Origin of the sequence: Alteromonas genovensis, assembly GCF_010500895.1 — a bacterium.
Classification (GTDB): domain Bacteria; phylum Pseudomonadota; class Gammaproteobacteria; order Enterobacterales; family Alteromonadaceae; genus Alteromonas; species Alteromonas genovensis.
Window position 1 is genome coordinate 26,306 of record NZ_JAAAWO010000006.1, and the last position, 16,816, is coordinate 43,121.

Consider the following 16,816-nt stretch of genomic DNA (forward strand, 5'->3'; position numbering starts at 1 on the left):
CGAATTTATATAATTACGTTATGTATATGCGTTGTTTCGCATATAAGAATGCGCACCTATGCCTGAACTAGTGCTTTACAAGAACACTCTCTGTTCAATAATACAGGAGTAGGCAAACTATAATATAGTTTATTCTATTGCTAGCCAGGTTGCAGATAAAAATGCAGAGAGTACGCTTTACAACAAGCAGCTGGCTTTAAATGACAACTAACTCAAACACACCAAAACGAGGGCGCAATGGATTACAAAAAGTATTACGAGCCCCTAGTGGCGGTGCATTCTGTCGACTTCAACAAGTGCTTCTACTGTGGTTGCGAGGCCTCAACGCCCGATTACATTCCTCCTATCTCGTTTATTCACGATTGGCGCGATGGCAGCAGAGATGCTGAGTTTATTGCCGTGCCTGCGTGCAACGAATGCGTCGATTTATTGAAAAAGCACAATACTGGTACGCTAGGCGAACGCTTCGATGTGCTTAAAAAGCTATTGGCAAAAAAGTACGAAAAAGCGGTAAGGGTGTACAACATGTGGAGCCCAGAAGAGTTGGAGGAAATGGACACCGCATTTCAAATTAGCTTAAGTGCAGGCATAAATTTAGGCAAAGAAACCGTATCACGACTTCGCTTTAATGGCTTCGACTATGAAGTAGACGGCAGCATTACCAGAGTGGGCAAAGCGCGAGATAAGCGCTACAAGGTATTCGACGAAACCTTTGAAAACTTCAAACAGGCATTGGAATACGCAAGCCATACCTATCAAATCAAAAAAAGCCGTTTAAGCGAGTTGTACTTTGAGAACGGCGAGAATTTCGATAGCGCGATAGAGGCGTTTCATCGCTCACTAGAAGCACGCAGATTATTAGACGCCATTGAAAAGCCCTGCGAAGCGTTTGCAGCACAGCACAATCAAAACAGAAACTTGGTTATTCGCGAGGTAAAAAAATACCTACGAGCCGATGAAAACCTTACCGTAAAAGAGGCGCTGGATAAGTTCTATTTGTTGAGGGTGAAAGAGAAGCGCAAAAACTAACAAGTCAAATATCAGCAAACTAGCAAATACCCTCATACTTCTATATTCGGTATAACTGGCGCTTGCGACTTTAGGTGCTGTGTTCGTGCCAAGATATGCGCTTGCACCTCAGCCATGTAATGTCGGTCTTCTTCGGTAAAATGAGGTTCTTGAGTTATTTTTTCGATAAATGACTGCTGCGTAAGAATGGTTATGACTTTATCAGCTAAATTACTTAACTGGCGAGACAAGAGCTTTTTATTCAACCCGCAGGTTTCAGCGAAATCAGCCATTTGATAGGCATTTATGCTGTCGGGGGCAAATTCATCGCCCATCGCCATAGCCAGTACATGCTTAAACTGCGGGAGCATGGCCACATTCACTAAATCATAAGCTGGCGTGAATCGATTATTGCGCTTATCAAAAAACAGGGAGACGTTTTTTCCATGACTGTCGTAATTGCTGATCATCAAATTAAATAGCTGCCAGTTGATAAGCCATTGAAGACTCTCAACAGGCGACGCCATATTTCTTGCCAAGTCAAAGAGTCGAGATAAGCTTGCGCCATCCCGAATATGTTGTACACCTTTGCCATCCCCTAAGTTTCGTTCGTATTTGTAGTCCCGTGGAAGATTAAGTGCTTGGCAGCCATCAATCACATGTCTGCGAAAAACTTTGAACTGTTCAGGCGCATACTTACGATCAAAGCGCTCCACAATCAGTGCTGGATATTGCTCAAAACGCGTGAACGCTACTTTAGCGGTAGGCAGTTCCACTGCCTGTGACAGCTTCATACAGAAGTATTCATTGAGCACGAGGTTGGGACAATTGTGCTTCTCAAACTTGAGAATATGCGTTGAATACAAGGTTCCATCCCCAAACCCGATTTGCCCTTCCTCATTGATGAGTACATTGAGCTTGTCTTGCACTCCGGCCACACTCAGTCTTGGTTTGTCGTCCCACGTCAACAGACCTATGTCTTCCTTACTGGCAAGCCACTTATTTAGCTCACCAGGTTCGATCACCCTAAATTGTGGTTCATTTGCCTCTGGTGAAACCTCTGACTTATCTTCACTCGCCTTAAATGTAACGGCCCCCGCCAGATCATTGCCAACGGCTCTGACTTGAGAATAGACATTTCTTTCAGAGACACCTAGATGATCGGCTAAAAGCTTTCGCGCTTCCCCTTCTGGCAGGGCGTTGTCGATATAGTTGTAGGCAACTTCACGAGAGTGAGCGTTGTCCAATGATAGAGCCGGAGAGAGTGGGAAGCCCATTTGCTGCCAATCCGACTCATATTCTAGTGTGAGCAGGTTGGTGTTTTTATCCAAAGCTAACGTGCCAATTCGTTGTTCTGCTAAATAAATGAGCAAGGCGTATGCCGAGGGCTTGTTGACATTATCCGCTGGCATTGCTGTTATACCCACTCGTCACTACTTACATTAGAGTTGCTTCGCTTTTCAATTGAATTCGGTGAAAGTGACGGCGAGGTAAGCTTGATACCTAATTCTTGTAGCACCGCAAATGTGGCAGCTAGAGTGCAATTTTCATTGCCATTTTCAATTCGAGATAAGGTATTAATACCCACATTACATAGTGCAGCGCAATCAGCGAGTTTCATACCCATCGCCGTGCGCTTCGCTTTAATGAGTTGCCCCAGCACATGCGCATCATTTATAAACTGTGCCTGAGGCATTTTTGAGGAAGTCACTTTCTTCGCCATCTACATGCACCAATGTTGATATTAATATTCTTTAGTAACAGTGATTATAGATATTAATGAATAACAAGTTTATTAACCGTTAATGGTGAATTAATGAAGCGATTCTTTAATTAGAAAATATAAATCAAGCCTATGCCCACTTCAGTTTCGTAATCGCTTCGCGCGATAGGGCTATCTTGCACGTCACTACTGTAATATTCGAAAAGCGCCTCGCCATAAAGCTGCCAATTGTCATTGATATAGTGTCGAAAACTATAGTCAACGCCAATGGAACGCAGGCCGCCGCTAAGTGTTGTCGCCGCTAACCCGGAGGCTTGCGCTTGCTCGGCGTTTATGCCGAAACCTCTATTGGCATATTCACTATCGTGGAACACTGCGACTAAGTTAATTTCATGGCCGGTACCGTCAGTTTGGTCGCCAAAGCGGCGGCCTATGCCAAATAACCCTAAATTTCCATCTCCGCCTGTTACTACCCGGCTAACCAACCAGTAACGCCAGTCGTCAGTAAATGACCGTCGTGCTTGAAGTACCAATTCAAACCCTTCATCTTGTTCACCTAAGCCATCGAGATTTCCATCGTCAGAATCACCTTCTTCGCGGCCCTCCTCAAAACCTAATAAGGCTTCTAACAGCCATTTTTCACCTTGAAGTCCTCGCCAGCCAAATGCCTCTCCGGCAAAATAAAAAATATTATCACCGCTGCGCCACTGCACGGCTCCTGCAGGTTGAAGTTCTAACCCAAACTCATCCGAGCCTTCGTATGCAGTTTCGTATTCAATACCGAAGCCTAGGCCGAAGCTCCAACCGTCTTCCCCCTTAGTAAAGTCGTCTAGCGATGGCAAAGGAACCAGTGCAGCATTATTCTCTTGTGCCGAAGCCAATTGAAAAGTGAGGCAGTAAATACACAATACAAATGAGATAGCCTTTTTCATGTAACAGTAACTCCACATTGTTATTTTTAATTGTAAGTTCTCAGTTGCGTAACACATCAAACAGCCGAGTTTGCTATTGAGTTTCGCGCCACAGTTAATCAGTGTTTTTGAATAAGTCGATACGCTAAATAACAGACTACGTTAGTAACACCGATATTTGGTTTAACATGGGCATGAGTATAGACGACCGTTCAGGGGTGCATATCGAAAATGTAGAAGCTGTTGATTTTATGTATGAATGGCCAATGATTATTAGACTACACCCACTAGCAACTTGTGAAAAAAACTAACCGTTAATACAAAAAAAGGGTAATTCGTTGTGTGTTCACTGTATAAATACATGTGATACGAACCTAGGAGTGCAGTAAGTGTTAGTTAGCGATACAGTTTTAGGCAGGGCACCGATAAAGAGTGGTTTTGCTCTTACAGCATTTGGCCTCACCCTGTTGTTTACGTTAATGGAGCCGGAGTCTTCTTACGGCCTAAACTTTTTCCAACGACTGCTTTTCTGGTTTCTGCAAATTTCGGCTGCTTTACTGGGGTTAATGTTTGCTAGCTACGTAACCACTAAGATGCCACCCAAGCAATTTCCACTGTACTTATTACTACTCATATCTGGGCTTTTAGGGGCCGTGCTGGTTTCTCCTATTTTTGCATCAATCGATTATTGGTTTCCGGGCTTAGAAGATGAGCCGGACAGTTGGGTTGATATGCTCGATCAGAAAGGCCCTTTCTTTCGGGTAGTATCAGAATTTCTTGAAGTGACACCGGGCATCATTACGCTATGGTTTTTAATAAACATTCCGTTACTTCTAAAGGTTACTTACAAGCTCCCTAACGAGAAAGATAATACGCCTGAACGACATAGCCGGCCTAAAACCGAAAAAGAACTAGAACTAGAAAAGCGGAAAAAGCTAAAGGCTGAATTTTACGAAAGGCTTCCGAAAGTGCTTGGCCGAGATATAATTTCCATAAGCTCCGAACTTCATTATGTAAACGTGAAAACTACAAAAGGGAATACACTCATACTCGGCGCGCTAAACCAAATAGCACAGGTGTTAGACGATGAAGGTATATTAATTCATCGTTCTCACTGGGTGCATAAAGATCACGTTATTAGGGTGCATATTTCAGGCAGCGAAGCGTGGTGTGAAATGCCTTATGGCGCAAAACTGCCCATTAGTAGAAGTAAGCGTAAGCTCGCAAAGCTGTATTTTGGTAATGAAACGAAGGTGGGTAATGAAACGAAGGTAGATAATGCAAAAAGTTGAATTTGTTTTTTTGTTTAACTCCCCGTTAATGCGATACGTTGTTCATTAATTTGCGCGGCACTGTGTTGATAAATGCCGTTTAGAAACGGTGCTTCACTATTGTTAACGTCAAAGCGCACAATATAACCTTGACGCCGCATACAACTCCTTTCAGGATAAGCAAAACGTTTATTAAGTTAAGTGAATATAAGGGCACAGCAATGAAAATAGATATCGCACTTTTGGAAGGGCAGAAACTACAGGCCAGTTTTGGCAAGCATCAAATAATTAGTGACCAAAGCGTATCAGCCGGAGGTGATGAGTCTTATCCCGAGCCGTTCGATTACTTCTTAGCGAGCATGCCGTTATGTGCAGCGTTTTTTATTCGCAAATTTTGTGACGCAAGAGACATCAGCGCAGACGGAATTAGTATTAGCCAAGACCACAGCAGCAGTGATGAAGATAAATTTAAAAAGGCATTTGCCATTAAAGTAACGTTGCCTGACGATTTCCCAGAGAAATATAAAAAGCCACTTTTAGCGTCTGCCAACAGCTGCACAGTGAAAAAAGTGATTCAGGCAATGCCAGAGTTTAGTATTGAAATTGCGGAGTAGTATTTAGGTTTAAGCGGAGGCGGGTAAAACAATCCTCTTCATTTACTCGCTATGGTTAGCTGTATAAGGCGTTTCAAAAACGCCTTTGCTTTTAATCAAGCGCAGCGCTTTACTGAATGATTCTTCCAACCCTGAGTGTTCAGAGCGCTTAGACAGTGCGAGGTACACCTTTCTGTCGTCTCTTACTGTGTAGTTTTGCTGTAAAATTGTGTCTGTTAAGCCTTGTTCTTGCAGCAAATAGTTAAGCCGTTGTTCAGAGCCAATGAAAGCATCTATACGTTCATTGAGTAACAAATTGATAAGCTGCAGGTGAGAGTTGGCAGGCACTTTTGTAAAACTGGTGGCGTCATCAAATTCTGGAAAGTACAAACTAAAGCGAGTAAGACCAATAATTTGCCCGTTCAGGTCGGCAAATGAATTAATGGACGTTTCTGACCCTTTTCTAGCGTAAAAGGTTTGAACGCTGCCATCTGCCACAGAGGGTTCGATAAAGTGCAAAAACTCTGCTCTAGCGTCGCTATAGGTTAACCCAATAAAGACATCCACTGCACCCATTTCAAGCAACACAATACAGCGTGCAAATGGGCATTCAACAAATTTCAAACGCATATTCAGCCGCTCGGCAATAAGCTTCATGGCAATAACGTTTATACCCGCTGGTGGCTTACCTTCTGACAATATGGAATAGGGAGGGAAATGATTTATTGCAAAGCGTAAAACGGGTTGGGTTTCAAGCCACTGCGCGTTATTTGTTTTAGTTGAATGCGCAGGCTCAGCATTTATGTGTGTTTCACTAGCAAGCCCAAAGCTCACTAAAGCTAAAAAGAAAAACATTGTCGCTTTACACCACATACCTGCTCCAACGAATTAGTAACACTTAAACAATTACACTTCGTGTTTAACAGTATATCAGACTATATAAGGTAGATGCTTAAACTCAGTCGACTATAACAACAACAGCAGAGTGATAGGTAATACTTAACGGGCCGCTAGTAACAAAGCGCTCGAATGTTGGGTTGTCGGTTCTATACAGCGTAACTTTGGTTGACGCCATAAAGCCAAGGGGTAACGGCAATGGGTGGGTATCAAAAGAGAAGTTGTACATTACGTATGCGCGAGCGTCTTCAAAGCGCAGTTCGTAGGCGAAAAGCTGGTTAGCTAAATCTAACTCATAAATGTGCATATCGGCACTATCAAGTTGGCCGTATTGCTCAATAAAAGAGGTAAGCGTTAGTACCTCGGTACTCATTGTGTTTAATGGCGGGCTAGGTAATACCGTTACCGCCTGTAGCATTTCGAATAAGCGAGTTTCCCGCTCAGATAACTTATCAGGTAAGTTAGTAGGCAAGTTATCAGACAATGGTGAGAGTGCAGGGCAGGGCTCAACTACAGTGCTTACCTCTTCATTACCTAAGGCCTTCGATAGCCCCTCGTTCAGTAATGCCACGCTCCGCTTATCGCTGCTTACTGCAAAAAAGCTGCACAAGGCATTGTTCCACACGCTACTACGCCATGGCTCGGTATAACTTGGCTTAGGTTCACTGTGCTGGGCTTGAAAAAACCAAATAGCGCCAGCCAGTGCAATTGCGGCAAACAGTAAGAAAAATATCAGACCTTTTTTGATAACAGCCTCGATTGTTTGAATGTGTTGGGTTTAGGGATAGTTAAGGTGTTGCTATAACATCGGCTATTTGTCGAGACTTCGCCCTAACACATTACATCGTTCACTAATACGAGTTACTATTTGTTGATATACGTCATTGGGCATGGGTGTTTTATCATCGCTTTCCAGCGCTTTTAACACTTTGCCGGTGAGTTGTTTAAGCTGTTTTTCAACAAGTGCTTTAGGTAGCCCTATATTTACACCTAACTGCACAAAATCGTGCTTGGTATAGTAACCAAACGAGTTGTATGCATCACTAAAATATCCATCATCTCCTTCTTCTATTGCGAGAACGCCAATAGACATAAAGCAAGCGCGATCAAATTGAGGGTAGGGCGCCAGACTAAGTACGTCATACACTGGCGTTAACATGTCCATAGTCGTGCTTTGCCCGCGAGGTTTGCGCATCAAAGAGAAGTTTTTTAGATGTAAGTCGTTGTTACCCACAATGTAAGAAAACACAACGTGTAAGAACAATGTTAGTGTTACCGCTTTGCTATTCCCTGCTACTTGGCTTAACCGTTTTAACACGGTTTCATAACTTAATGCTTCGCTGTCTTTATGTTTGGGATGCACTAAGCATAAGGATGCACCGTCTTCAATTAAGTAGCGCTCATCTTCATTAAGAATGTCGAAACGCTTTGTTACGTAAGCAAGCTCTCCGTCTTCAAAAGGCACAAGGCCACATTCCGCGGTATTAAACCCCACCTTGTTGGCCAAGCTCATAATAAAAAACTCATTTTCAGGGCAATACGGTACCCCTTCTGGCGCGGGCTTAACAATGTACTGACCCCCACGAGAAGTAGGCACAAGTTGATTGCCTTGCAACTTCATCATAAGCTTTCGCTGCACACCTGAAATGGATTGGCCGTTCGCATGATCTACTGCGTAGTCATTAAACGTTCTCGACGTGCCAACAATAACAACACCTTTGTCTTTCAAAGTGCGTGATTTAGGTATGGGAAGCTGAATAAAACGGTCTGTTGGCAATGTATCAACCTCTCCAGCCACTACCGAAACCGCGCCTATAAGCTCTTCTCCATTGGCGCACAATAAACCAAACTCATCACTTTTATCGAGTCTTGCCTTTGCAGCCTGATGCGCTCTTAACCAACCCTCAGAAAGCACATTAGAAAAGAAAGGGGGGAGTGCATCAAACTCGTATCGTGTTTTTGTTAGTGGAAAGTGATGGCCAATGGGAGCACCATAGGTTAGATACTCTTCTGCATAGGTAAAAACATAAGACTCGCGAGCAGCTAAGTTATTCACGTCGCGATACTCTGCAAGCGTTCCCGCCTTATTTGCATTAACAAAAACGGTAGCTACACGGTTAATTTGCATCTACACGGCCTACGTATAACCGGTAGTTTCCAAAAACAGAGATAATAGCTTCTATAGTGGCGCGCTTAGTTGAACCTGGCGAGTTAAATGCAGCATATAGCGTGGTTTTGCTTATCATCGCAAGTTCGCAAAATGTGTCGATAGTAATATCGTTGTCTTTTACATAACGGGTTACGCGCTGTTTTAACTCAGAAAGCGGAAACATCTCTCTGTTTTCAAGCTCGCTAGCTTCTAGACGTTCAAGCTCTTTTAAGAGTGCGTTAACACGCAGCTTAATTTCTGTGATATTACTTTTCATGCATTCCACCAGTGCTAAGTTATGTATGGCGAACTTTAGCTTGAAAAATATCATTTTTGTTTGGTTAAGTGAACTTTAACGCGGAAAAAGAGAAGAAAGTAAACTAAAAGTGTAATTATGAGTAAAATAGTTCACTATAGTGAACTATTGTTTGAGCCACTTGTTTAGCAGCCTTAAAACTGCACAACGCTTTGCTGCACACTGAACACTCCACTTTGCCATAGTTGGCAGTAACTTGGTTTATGTTTACTATTTTGAGTTTGAAAACCAATAACGCCAGTCAATTGCATATTGCTAGATTTTAATTACACGCTAGCGGTGAAAATCCGTACCATCCAATATTATCTGGTTACAGTGAACAACAGAATAATTGGAGAGCCAACGTGGTATACCACGCAATTATTAACGCCTTCATCGACAACATATCCAATCCACGCTTTTATCAGTCTATTAAAGATATTGCTACTCGACTCAATGCAGTCGACCCTGCGGTGCTATTTATGATGGCATGCAGCGAAAATAATGTGGCTCAAAAATCAACAGGCAGTGAGCGCAATACAGAGAGCATCGACTCAATGGCTAAGCAGATTTTAGGCCACGCGCTTTCATCTGCCGGGTATACAGAAGCCATGCTTGCAGAAGATTTTGAAATAATGAAAAGTAAGCGAACCAATGGATTATCGCCTAGTGAGCAAATATTACTGGAGCAACTAGCTCTGCTAAATTCCCTAATAAATAACGATATCGATTTCAACTTTTTGGCGGTTTGCCTCTTCCTGTATAAAGAGCAGCCCGATGCATACAGTAAACAAAGCGTTAGCCTAGATGTAAAAAGCAATACGGCCACGAAAAGGCTGATGTGTTATGTGAGGCAAAGGATAGGGTGAGATATCACTGAAAAGTTCTTGTGTGCTTTCTCGGAACGAAGTGAAAAAAGTATTCAGCCCTAGCTCAGCTGGATAGAATGCGGCCCTCCGGAGGCAAAGGTCATAGGTTCGAATCCTATCGGGTGCGCCATTTTTAAAGGGCTGTAGCCTAGCCTCTCTTCTGTAAAAATTCTCTTTTCAAAATAAGTAGCAAATGTGTAGCAGATATTTAGCTTAATATGCGATGCTCATTGCATTATACTGAGCTTACTTTTTGAGAAATGGAAGCTCGATGACTAAACTGCAGTTAAATTTTTACAATATTAAGACGTGTGGAATATACACAAGGAAAGGTCATGAGCTTAAGATGCTCGGGCCGTCAAAATTGTTTGCTGAGCTTAAAAAGTGGGCTATTGACTCTAAGAAACCACTCATAGAAACATCCACATACTCTGGAAATAAAAACTTTCTAGAAGCTTTTTGCCTCGACGTTGCCGAGTCAAACGGACAGTTTTTAATATCACTGTGGAACAAGCTTCCCTCTTCCAAGTATGGCGTGGGTGTTGTTAATGGCTCTAAAAACTCAGGTGCTGTAGAGGTTTCCAACAGAAGAATAAGTCAAAAAGACATCCCAGGTTACCCCTCATACTTCTGGGTTTGTCCTAAACATCATGTAATTATTGCGTTGCGGTTTGATATACCTACCCTCGGCATTTCTCAGTTTACCGAATATATGAAAGGTTTTCTTACTCACTACACACCTCACACGGTTCAAAGAACAGAGGGTAAAGATGTAATTCAGGGGTTGAGCGAGTTTCCGAAACCAGTGAAAGGAGCTGACTCTAGAGTCCCAAATACCAGCCTATATCCTCGGTTCATGATTTCGCCCAGACATGCTCCGACTAAACATGAAGAAATAACTGAAAGAGCTGATTCAATTAGGAAGCTGGTGAAAGACGTAAGCGTCTATAATAGTCTCGTAGACGATGATGCTTCTGTTGTTGAGAAAATTCGAACCTTTTTTAATGATCTGCCGCCTTCCAAAGAACGAACAATGCGTGTACAGATGCCTGTAACAATTAACTCTAATGAAGTGAAAGGATTGATAAGGAAGTACGAAGAAAGCGATTTCTCAGAGGCTTATAATGTAGGGTTTGTTTTTAAAGGCGATTCAAATCATATTGTCTGGCTTGATGGAGCTAATAAAAAGGAAGATTTCCAATACGAGCCTTTATGGAAAGTTAAGAACCAACAGCCCGACTTATTCCATCTTTTAAATAACCTTCAATCTAAAATAGATTTAGATGCTCATATCAAAGTAGATGAAGAGAAGCCTAAGTCAGATGCCAAGAGGCCTGCTTAAAAATGCTTAAACTTATATCCTTAATCGGCCTATTATTTTCTGGCGGTTTCGCCTTTAAATACGGAGATAGTGTATCGGCATCTAATCAGCTTGAAATCTATAAAATGCTGGTCACAGTAGCAGCTCTAGTTTTCGCTGTAATGGGAGCTTGGTTGTCACTTTTGAAGGTTGAGCTAGAATCTCAAGCCAAAAATGCAAAAAGTGTCGAAGATGCGGCCGCAGCCGTTAAAAAATCAAGAGAATTTATTGAGCCTATGACTTATTCAGCAATGATAATAGTAGCTAGTTTGTTTTTCACATTTTGCTATTACGTTATGAAAGATTTTCAGCTTGAGAGCGCTACTGCTAAGTATTTACGCCAGTTCTCGTTCATGTTCGTCACTATATTGACTTACAGTCAATTATGGACGCTTATGAAGGTAATGTTTTCAGGAGTTGATTATACTCTTAGCCTCTCAAGAATAAGTAAAGAAAGGATATCTGAATTAAAAAGACACTAGTAGTACACTTATTTACAGAACTCCAAGTAAAAGCATCTGAGCCGCTATGCGGCTCTAGTGCCACGATTTTCTAAGCGCCATTCGTGAACTCTAGTAATCACTTCTTTTTCACCTAGCTTTATTCCTCGAAGCGAGATCGAAACTACTTCGTCAAAGTAACTTTGTTTAAGTTCCCCTGTTTCGGTATCAAGCTTTTCTTTGTAAAGAGGGCGAATAGCTTGGTCTCTGCGCTTACAAAATACGCACCCCATAAGTTTTACAAACTCTGCCCATTTACCATTATCTACTGCTTCGAAAATATCAGAGAAGTTTTCGTTATTCTTCGAATAAATTCTTATAACTCATTGTAATTAAATTTGTTTTTTTTGTGGATACAGAGTACCGTCATCAGGAATTTGATCTTTTCTCATCATTTAACCAATAGTGGTGCACTTATTATCTGAATTTAGGAAGAGTGTTAGGCAACTAGCTCAACCTCCGTTCAGTGATATTTATTATGAGGGTATTATTGGTGTTTTTCTTTAGTAGAAGCAATAAGTATCAGCGATAAGTTGAAAGGAATCGAGATTAGAGCGGTAGGGAATGATTGCGTTAAGTTAGCAATCAGTGTTAGGGAAATAATTAAAAAGGGACGTAGTATGGCTGTATTATATCCAGAATGGCAGGTAATTAACTGTCTTCGGGTAAAGCCAGAAGAAGGTGAAATGCATCTTCTTAAAGCGCTGGAAGAAAAATTAGATGATAATTACGAGATATTCTTTAACTCCTTTTTAGATGGTGACAGACCAGACATAGTCATCTTAAAAAAGGGCGCTGGCGCATTCATTGTAGAGGTTAAAGATTGGAATTTATCTAATTTTAGTGTAGACGCAAACAATACATGGAGAATAGAAAGCACAGTAAAAAGTTCCCCGCATCAGCAAGTATTCACCTATAAAAAAAATATGTATGACTTACATATTCCACTTTTAGGTTTACGCGAAGTAATCAATAGTAACTTTTACAACCTTATCGGGGTCTACGTTTATTTTCACAAAGCGAATCGTGAAAGCCTTAGCGGCTTTTATCACGAAGCTATCAGCGTAGCGTCAGGCCAAATAAATCAAACTAACCATGCTCGTTCCGAACTTACGACCTTTGAATATGAAAAGCGGGTTGACCATTGGTCAAAGCAACAAAAGCGATTGAATCGAGATCTCAACATGTCGATTGGCTTCGACATGATAGACAAGCTTGTAAATAAACTTAAAAAGATATCTAGCCATATCCTATTTACCGATGACATTTATGATGATTTAAAACGGCGGCTTATGCCACCAGAGTTTATTAAAAGCCAAGCTGAGAAAATTAACTTTGATAAGAAACAGCTGCCGCTGACATATAGCAAAGCTGCGCTGAGCAAAGTTAAGGGGGTTGCTGGGTGCGGAAAAACTACCATACTAGCGCAACGAGCCATCAATGCATTATCAAGACATGGCGAGCAGGTGCTAATACTAACCTACAATATCACTATCAGACATTATATAAGGGATGCAATAAGCAGGTTATACGGTAAAAAAGTTGCTCAAGAAATAGAAATTATTCATTACCATGCCTTTATAAAATCACAAATGAATGAACACAATATTAGTTTTTCTGAAGAGATGAAACGTTTTAAAGGAACTGAAGAGGAGAAAATAAGCAAGGTCTTCAAAAGTTCAACATTATTTGAAGACGTTGATGTAACAAAGTACGAGACTATTTTGCTCGATGAAGTGCAAGACTACGAACCTGATTGGATAAAAGTTATTCGTAATAACTTTCTTGAAGTAGAGGGTGAAATGGTCTTGTTTGGCGATCAGTCGCAGAATATCTATGAAAGAGACGATAGTAAGCGAGAGTCATCTTTAGTAAATGGCTTTGGAACATGGGAAAAACTAAAAAAGTCTTATCGTTCAGATATTAATACGCCTTTAGTAAGACTCTTTTCAAAGTTTCAAACGACGTTTCTAGTTGATAAATACAAAGATTCAGAAATTTTTGAATGCTCTATGGAGCAAAGTGGTTTGGATTTTAATTCTGAAGTTTTAATCACTAAAACTATTCCTGATCAGTTTGATTCGAAAGAAATAGCAAAGGTTATTAACTCGTTAATACGACAAGAAAAATTTCATCCAAATGATGTTGCTATCGTAGCTTCTCAAGTTGATCCCCTTTTCAAAATAAACAATGAGATATTGACTCGTGAAAAAACAAAAATCATGTTTGAGACCGAAGAGGAAATAGAATCGCTAAAACAACAGAATAGATACAACAATAAATCCATTGAGAAACTGAGAAGAAGAAAGAAAACCTTCTTCTTTCAAAATTCGGGCCTTATAAAAATCTCTACCATTCACAGCTTTAAAGGCTTGGAGGCCGAAACTGTTTTTTTAATAATTCAACCGCAAGATACCCCAGAAGTTGTTTATACGGGAATTACGCGGGCTAAAACGAACCTGATCATTTTAAATTGCAAGTCTTCGCAATTTACCGATTTCTTCGAAAAGACGATTACCTAAAGGAGTAGGTCGATGTTAAAAATCATTTGGATTCTGTTTAAAGTGACAGGGAGACTGCTGTTGGAGTGCCTCACGTTTTTTAATTACGCCCATTACGACTTGGAGCGTTCAAAACTGAAGGAAGTCGAGAAGCGGTATCAAAGCCTCATAGGAGAAACGAACACGTTTATTAAGAAGCGTAACCTAATTATAAAAAGGTTCAAAGCTCAACTGGAGGCCGTATCATCTAGGCTTAACTTTTGTTTTCAGGGCATAGTGAAAGGTGAGAACGTAGCGCTTTTAAAACTCGAAGTGGATAAGAAACAAAAACTAGAAGGTTTAAGGGGACTAACCGAATACAAATTGTTTGCTTTAAAAACGGTTTCATTAGGTAGCGTTGGCGCAGTAGGCGGTGGCACTTTGGCTGGTGCTGGCTGGGTTGTTGTGGCTGCGTTAGGTACTGCTTCTACAGGCACTGCAATTGGCGGTTTATCAGGGGTGGCTGCTTTCAATGCAACATTAGCCTGGTTTGGCGGTGGAGCAATTGTTGCTGGTGGTTCAGGAATGGTGGGCGGAACTGTAATTTTGGCCTTGATTGTAATGGCTCCAATGGCCTTATTGGCTGGCTATTTCACGTATCGCAGTGCACTTAAACTGGAGCGCAAAAGAAAAGCGATTGAACAACAAATTCCATCTATTAAAAAAAAATATGACATGGCTCATCGAGACTACCACACGATATTGTTGCAAGAGGCGAAAATAAAACAAGTGTTCAGTACGTTTATAACGTCTGTCGATAGAACTAAAAAAAAGTATCTTCCATTAGGGATATTTTCAAGCGTCTTGAACTATTGTCGTAAAGACACTCAGAAAGTTGATGCTATGAACGCGGAGCTACGAATTATAGTTAGTGATTTCTTTAAAAAAATGGAAGCTCCTCAATCGAACAACAAAATTTCTCTTCCATAGAAGCTAAGTAGTGCTAAAGTCAGTAACTCATAGATAAGCTATTAGAACTTCGTAATCGGCAACGTAACAATGGTGCAATGCGCTTAAGGACTTCATTAGCATTTCCCCGTATATACCTTCAACGTTTTGTTACTCGGTACTCGCACCTAGCTTTTTAAAAGTTTTATCGCCGTCTGAATTGTAACAATTACATCGTGAAAAGGAATGCTGAAAGCTTCGGTTTGCTCATCGTTTAACGCGAGCAAGTTAGATAAAAGGACTTCAACACTTTCCTCCTTTAAGTTTTCTTGATGGATTAACGATTTTAGCTCAGCTAGCGAAGTATTAAGATTAGGTGTTATCATCAGTTTTGCCTTCGTTTTTTATAAGATTACATCTACGGTTCATGAAAAAGCAGCTGCCGTTAAGAAGGTCCAGTTACATTTCCTCAGTCAATGTTACCAACGTCGCGGCACTCACCATTTTAATCTAGCATTTTAAAAGACTGATGGCAGTCTGAATTGTGACAGTTACATCGTCAAAAGGAATGTTGAAAGCTGCGTTGTTTTCGTCGGTCAAGGCGAGCAGGTTAGATAAAATTACTTCGACTCTTTCTGCTTTTAAGTTTTCTTGATGAATCAACGATTTTAGCTCAGTTAGTGAAGCATTAGGTGTTAGTGTTATCATTCATTATCTCCCCTGATTTTCATAAGACTAATATTATTATTTATAAAAAACAGCTGGCTCAATGGTCAGTTAAATAAATGCTTTGGTTGGTTATTTAAAAAAGTAGTAAGCGGCGCAAAGCATATAATATTGTAAAGTCACAAAGTTAGTTTTTTTAGTATAAAAGGAATTTTTGTGCTCGAGAGAAGTGATGTTGAATGGCCGCTATGGCGGAAAAAAGTAGATGGTACTTTTTTAAAAGAGTTTGCCACACCAATCCCACAGTGGGTGCAAAAAATATGGCAAATAAAAGAAAACTACAGCGCTGTCAGGTCTAAAAGTGATGAAATGAGTAAAGTACACATTCAGTTTAAAAAGCACATTTTTGAAGGGAATGTAGTAAAGCGAAAAAGCCAAGACGGCTACCGTTACCGTCTCAGTTTTGAGCGTGGCCTAGGCCGCAAGTTACAAGATATATATTTAATGACTTTTATGAGAGCTATCGAAGCAGAGCTTACTGAAGGTGTCAGTCATAGGCAAGTTGAAAAAGATATAAGTTTTTGGGAGTTTTTAGACATTGAATTCGACATTGCAAATAGGCTTTTTATTTTTACACCCAGCTTTACCGTGGAACCTCAATTTCCTCAGCTATTTAATCGTTTAATAGACTCAGCACCGTTAAAGGCTGTTGCTACGAGCCTTTTATCAGGCGAATACGCTCGGATTCACAAACAAGATTGGAAGCCGCGTTCTGAGTATAAACTGGAAATTGGTGCTAGTAATGTGATTTATATGTTATTAGATACTAAGAACCAGCTTATTTACGTCGGTGAAGCAAATCAATTAATCCCTAGGTTCAATAGCGGCCACCCTGATATAAAGGAATGGAACTATTATAAGTACAATGTAATACCTCCTGAACTAAGCAAATACAGGTTAGCTATTGAACGAATGTTGATTAGAGATTTTGCTTCAATACTAGCCAATAAACAAAACATTAAGTCTATTTTAATTTCAGATTATCAGTTAGTGAATCGTAAAATAGACGTTTAAAGCAAACTCAAAAAAATTTTAGATGAATTTTGAAAGCATGAGTTGATACTCAGATAAATGAGTTGGAAAGCC

The 16,816-nt window shown here is 40.7% G+C and carries 20 protein-coding genes; 9 read left to right on the top strand and 11 right to left on the bottom strand.

Translation table 11 applies throughout. The annotated features are described in order from the left end of the window. Positions 1-237: 237 nt before the first annotated feature. On the top strand, positions 238-1,029 hold the full coding sequence (locus tag GTQ48_RS09630; protein ID WP_338023307.1) for a hypothetical protein: 792 nt from the start codon (positions 238-240) through the stop codon (positions 1,027-1,029). 32 nt (positions 1,030-1,061) lie between these two features. Here GTQ48_RS09630 and GTQ48_RS09635 read toward each other — a convergent pair whose 3' ends face one another. The 3 genes from GTQ48_RS09635 to GTQ48_RS09645 form a co-directional block, all read right to left on the bottom strand. Then, the gene (locus GTQ48_RS09635; protein WP_338023308.1) at positions 1,062-2,435 is read right to left on the bottom strand and encodes a HipA domain-containing protein; all 1,374 of its coding nucleotides are present in this window, start codon (positions 2,433-2,435) and stop codon (positions 1,062-1,064) included. Then, complete coding sequence (locus tag GTQ48_RS09640) at positions 2,426-2,731, bottom strand: helix-turn-helix domain-containing protein (RefSeq protein WP_163106498.1); 306 nt, start codon at positions 2,729-2,731, stop codon at positions 2,426-2,428. The genes GTQ48_RS09635 and GTQ48_RS09640 overlap by 10 nt, the downstream gene beginning before the upstream one ends. Positions 2,732-2,841: 110 nt before the next feature. Beyond that, the gene (locus GTQ48_RS09645) at positions 2,842-3,663 is read right to left on the bottom strand and encodes a MipA/OmpV family protein (protein WP_163106499.1); all 822 of its coding nucleotides are present in this window, start codon (positions 3,661-3,663) and stop codon (positions 2,842-2,844) included. A 368-nt stretch (positions 3,664-4,031) separates the two neighbouring features. Here GTQ48_RS09645 and GTQ48_RS17905 point away from each other — a divergent pair, with 368 nt between their 5' ends. After that, positions 4,032-4,934 carry a LytTR family transcriptional regulator DNA-binding domain-containing protein gene (locus GTQ48_RS17905; protein WP_163106500.1) on the top strand — a complete coding sequence of 301 codons (903 nt, stop codon included), beginning with the start codon at positions 4,032-4,034 and terminating at the stop codon, positions 4,932-4,934. Between the two features lie 14 nt (positions 4,935-4,948). Here the strand turns inward: GTQ48_RS17905 and GTQ48_RS17820 are convergent, their stop codons facing one another. Continuing rightward, on the bottom strand, positions 4,949-5,074 hold the full coding sequence (locus GTQ48_RS17820) for a hypothetical protein (RefSeq protein WP_275405629.1): 126 nt from the start codon (positions 5,072-5,074) through the stop codon (positions 4,949-4,951). A 60-nt stretch (positions 5,075-5,134) separates the two neighbouring features. On the opposite strand from GTQ48_RS17820, the gene GTQ48_RS09655 reads away from it, so the two are divergent. Beyond that, entirely contained in the window at positions 5,135-5,527 is a 393-nt protein-coding gene (locus GTQ48_RS09655; RefSeq protein WP_163106501.1) for an OsmC family protein, read from the top strand. A 42-nt stretch (positions 5,528-5,569) separates the two neighbouring features. Here GTQ48_RS09655 and GTQ48_RS09660 read toward each other — a convergent pair whose 3' ends face one another. The 4 genes from GTQ48_RS09660 to GTQ48_RS09675 all read right to left on the bottom strand — a co-directional run bounded on the left by GTQ48_RS09660 (position 5,570) and on the right by GTQ48_RS09675 (position 8,829). After that, complete coding sequence (locus GTQ48_RS09660) at positions 5,570-6,379, bottom strand: substrate-binding periplasmic protein (protein ID WP_163106502.1); 810 nt, start codon at positions 6,377-6,379, stop codon at positions 5,570-5,572. An 85-nt stretch (positions 6,380-6,464) separates the two neighbouring features. Further along, positions 6,465-7,028, bottom strand: coding sequence for a hypothetical protein (locus GTQ48_RS09665; RefSeq protein WP_163106503.1), 564 nt, complete (start codon positions 7,026-7,028; stop codon positions 6,465-6,467). Positions 7,029-7,214: 186 nt separating this feature from the next. After that, positions 7,215-8,531, bottom strand: a complete 1,317-nt coding sequence (locus GTQ48_RS09670; protein ID WP_163106504.1) for a type II toxin-antitoxin system HipA family toxin — start codon at positions 8,529-8,531, stop codon at positions 7,215-7,217. Next, positions 8,521-8,829, bottom strand: coding sequence for a hypothetical protein (locus GTQ48_RS09675; protein WP_163106505.1), 309 nt, complete (start codon positions 8,827-8,829; stop codon positions 8,521-8,523). The genes GTQ48_RS09670 and GTQ48_RS09675 overlap by 11 nt, the downstream gene beginning before the upstream one ends. Before the next feature lie 383 nt (positions 8,830-9,212). Between GTQ48_RS09675 and GTQ48_RS09680 the strand changes: the two genes are divergently transcribed. From GTQ48_RS09680 to GTQ48_RS09690, 3 genes are all read left to right on the top strand, one after another. Continuing rightward, positions 9,213-9,716 (top strand): hypothetical protein, encoded by a 504-nt coding sequence (locus GTQ48_RS09680; RefSeq protein WP_163106506.1) that lies wholly within the window; start codon positions 9,213-9,215, stop codon positions 9,714-9,716. A 271-nt stretch (positions 9,717-9,987) separates the two neighbouring features. Further along, positions 9,988-11,058 carry a hypothetical protein gene (locus GTQ48_RS09685; protein ID WP_163106507.1) on the top strand — a complete coding sequence of 357 codons (1,071 nt, stop codon included), beginning with the start codon at positions 9,988-9,990 and terminating at the stop codon, positions 11,056-11,058. A 2-nt stretch (positions 11,059-11,060) separates the two neighbouring features. Then, positions 11,061-11,558 (top strand): hypothetical protein, encoded by a 498-nt coding sequence (locus tag GTQ48_RS09690; RefSeq protein WP_163106508.1) that lies wholly within the window; start codon positions 11,061-11,063, stop codon positions 11,556-11,558. Positions 11,559-11,602: 44 nt separating this feature from the next. Here the strand turns inward: GTQ48_RS09690 and GTQ48_RS09695 are convergent, their stop codons facing one another. Then, positions 11,603-11,809: a hypothetical protein gene (locus GTQ48_RS09695; RefSeq protein ID WP_163106509.1), complete on the bottom strand. Its 207-nt coding sequence runs from the start codon at positions 11,807-11,809 to the stop codon at positions 11,603-11,605. A 387-nt stretch (positions 11,810-12,196) separates the two neighbouring features. Here GTQ48_RS09695 and GTQ48_RS09700 point away from each other — a divergent pair, with 387 nt between their 5' ends. Together GTQ48_RS09700 and GTQ48_RS09705 are read left to right on the top strand one after the other, a co-directional pair. After that, entirely contained in the window at positions 12,197-14,098 is a 1,902-nt protein-coding gene (locus GTQ48_RS09700; RefSeq protein ID WP_163106510.1) for a nuclease-related domain-containing DEAD/DEAH box helicase, read from the top strand. 12 nt (positions 14,099-14,110) lie between these two features. Next, positions 14,111-15,046 (top strand): hypothetical protein, encoded by a 936-nt coding sequence (locus GTQ48_RS09705; RefSeq protein ID WP_163106479.1) that lies wholly within the window; start codon positions 14,111-14,113, stop codon positions 15,044-15,046. A gap of 146 nt (positions 15,047-15,192) precedes the next feature. Here GTQ48_RS09705 and GTQ48_RS09710 read toward each other — a convergent pair whose 3' ends face one another. Beyond that, positions 15,193-15,390, bottom strand: a complete 198-nt coding sequence (locus GTQ48_RS09710; RefSeq protein WP_163106511.1) for a hypothetical protein — start codon at positions 15,388-15,390, stop codon at positions 15,193-15,195. Positions 15,391-15,514: 124 nt separating this feature from the next. After that, positions 15,515-15,712 (bottom strand): hypothetical protein, encoded by a 198-nt coding sequence (locus tag GTQ48_RS09715; RefSeq protein WP_163106512.1) that lies wholly within the window; start codon positions 15,710-15,712, stop codon positions 15,515-15,517. A 174-nt stretch (positions 15,713-15,886) separates the two neighbouring features. Between GTQ48_RS09715 and GTQ48_RS09720 the strand changes: the two genes are divergently transcribed. Continuing rightward, on the top strand, positions 15,887-16,744 hold the full coding sequence (locus GTQ48_RS09720) for a hypothetical protein (protein WP_163106513.1): 858 nt from the start codon (positions 15,887-15,889) through the stop codon (positions 16,742-16,744). Positions 16,745-16,816 lie beyond the last annotated feature (72 nt).

Bases quoted from the DNA above. Each gene is read 5' to 3' on its own strand.
- GTQ48_RS09630 (WP_338023307.1), top strand. From the start codon at position 238: ATGGATTACAAAAAGTATTACGAGCCCCTAGTGGCGGTGCATTCTGTC.
- GTQ48_RS09640 (WP_163106498.1), bottom strand. From the start codon at position 2,731: ATGGCGAAGAAAGTGACTTCCTCAAAAATGCCTCAGGCACAGTTTATA.
- GTQ48_RS09645 (WP_163106499.1), bottom strand. From the start codon at position 3,663: ATGAAAAAGGCTATCTCATTTGTATTGTGTATTTACTGCCTCACTTTT.
- GTQ48_RS17820 (WP_275405629.1), bottom strand. From the start codon at position 5,074: ATGCGGCGTCAAGGTTATATTGTGCGCTTTGACGTTAACAATAGTGAA.
- GTQ48_RS09655 (WP_163106501.1), top strand. From the start codon at position 5,135: ATGAAAATAGATATCGCACTTTTGGAAGGGCAGAAACTACAGGCCAGT.
- GTQ48_RS09660 (WP_163106502.1), bottom strand. From the start codon at position 6,379: ATGTGGTGTAAAGCGACAATGTTTTTCTTTTTAGCTTTAGTGAGCTTT.
- GTQ48_RS09670 (WP_163106504.1), bottom strand. From the start codon at position 8,531: ATGCAAATTAACCGTGTAGCTACCGTTTTTGTTAATGCAAATAAGGCG.
- GTQ48_RS09675 (WP_163106505.1), bottom strand. From the start codon at position 8,829: ATGAAAAGTAATATCACAGAAATTAAGCTGCGTGTTAACGCACTCTTA.
- GTQ48_RS09685 (WP_163106507.1), top strand. From the start codon at position 9,988: ATGACTAAACTGCAGTTAAATTTTTACAATATTAAGACGTGTGGAATA.
- GTQ48_RS09690 (WP_163106508.1), top strand. From the start codon at position 11,061: ATGCTTAAACTTATATCCTTAATCGGCCTATTATTTTCTGGCGGTTTC.
- GTQ48_RS09695 (WP_163106509.1), bottom strand. From the start codon at position 11,809: ATGGGGTGCGTATTTTGTAAGCGCAGAGACCAAGCTATTCGCCCTCTT.
- GTQ48_RS09700 (WP_163106510.1), top strand. From the start codon at position 12,197: ATGGCTGTATTATATCCAGAATGGCAGGTAATTAACTGTCTTCGGGTA.
- GTQ48_RS09705 (WP_163106479.1), top strand. From the start codon at position 14,111: ATGTTAAAAATCATTTGGATTCTGTTTAAAGTGACAGGGAGACTGCTG.
- GTQ48_RS09710 (WP_163106511.1), bottom strand. From the start codon at position 15,390: ATGATAACACCTAATCTTAATACTTCGCTAGCTGAGCTAAAATCGTTA.
- GTQ48_RS09715 (WP_163106512.1), bottom strand. From the start codon at position 15,712: ATGATAACACTAACACCTAATGCTTCACTAACTGAGCTAAAATCGTTG.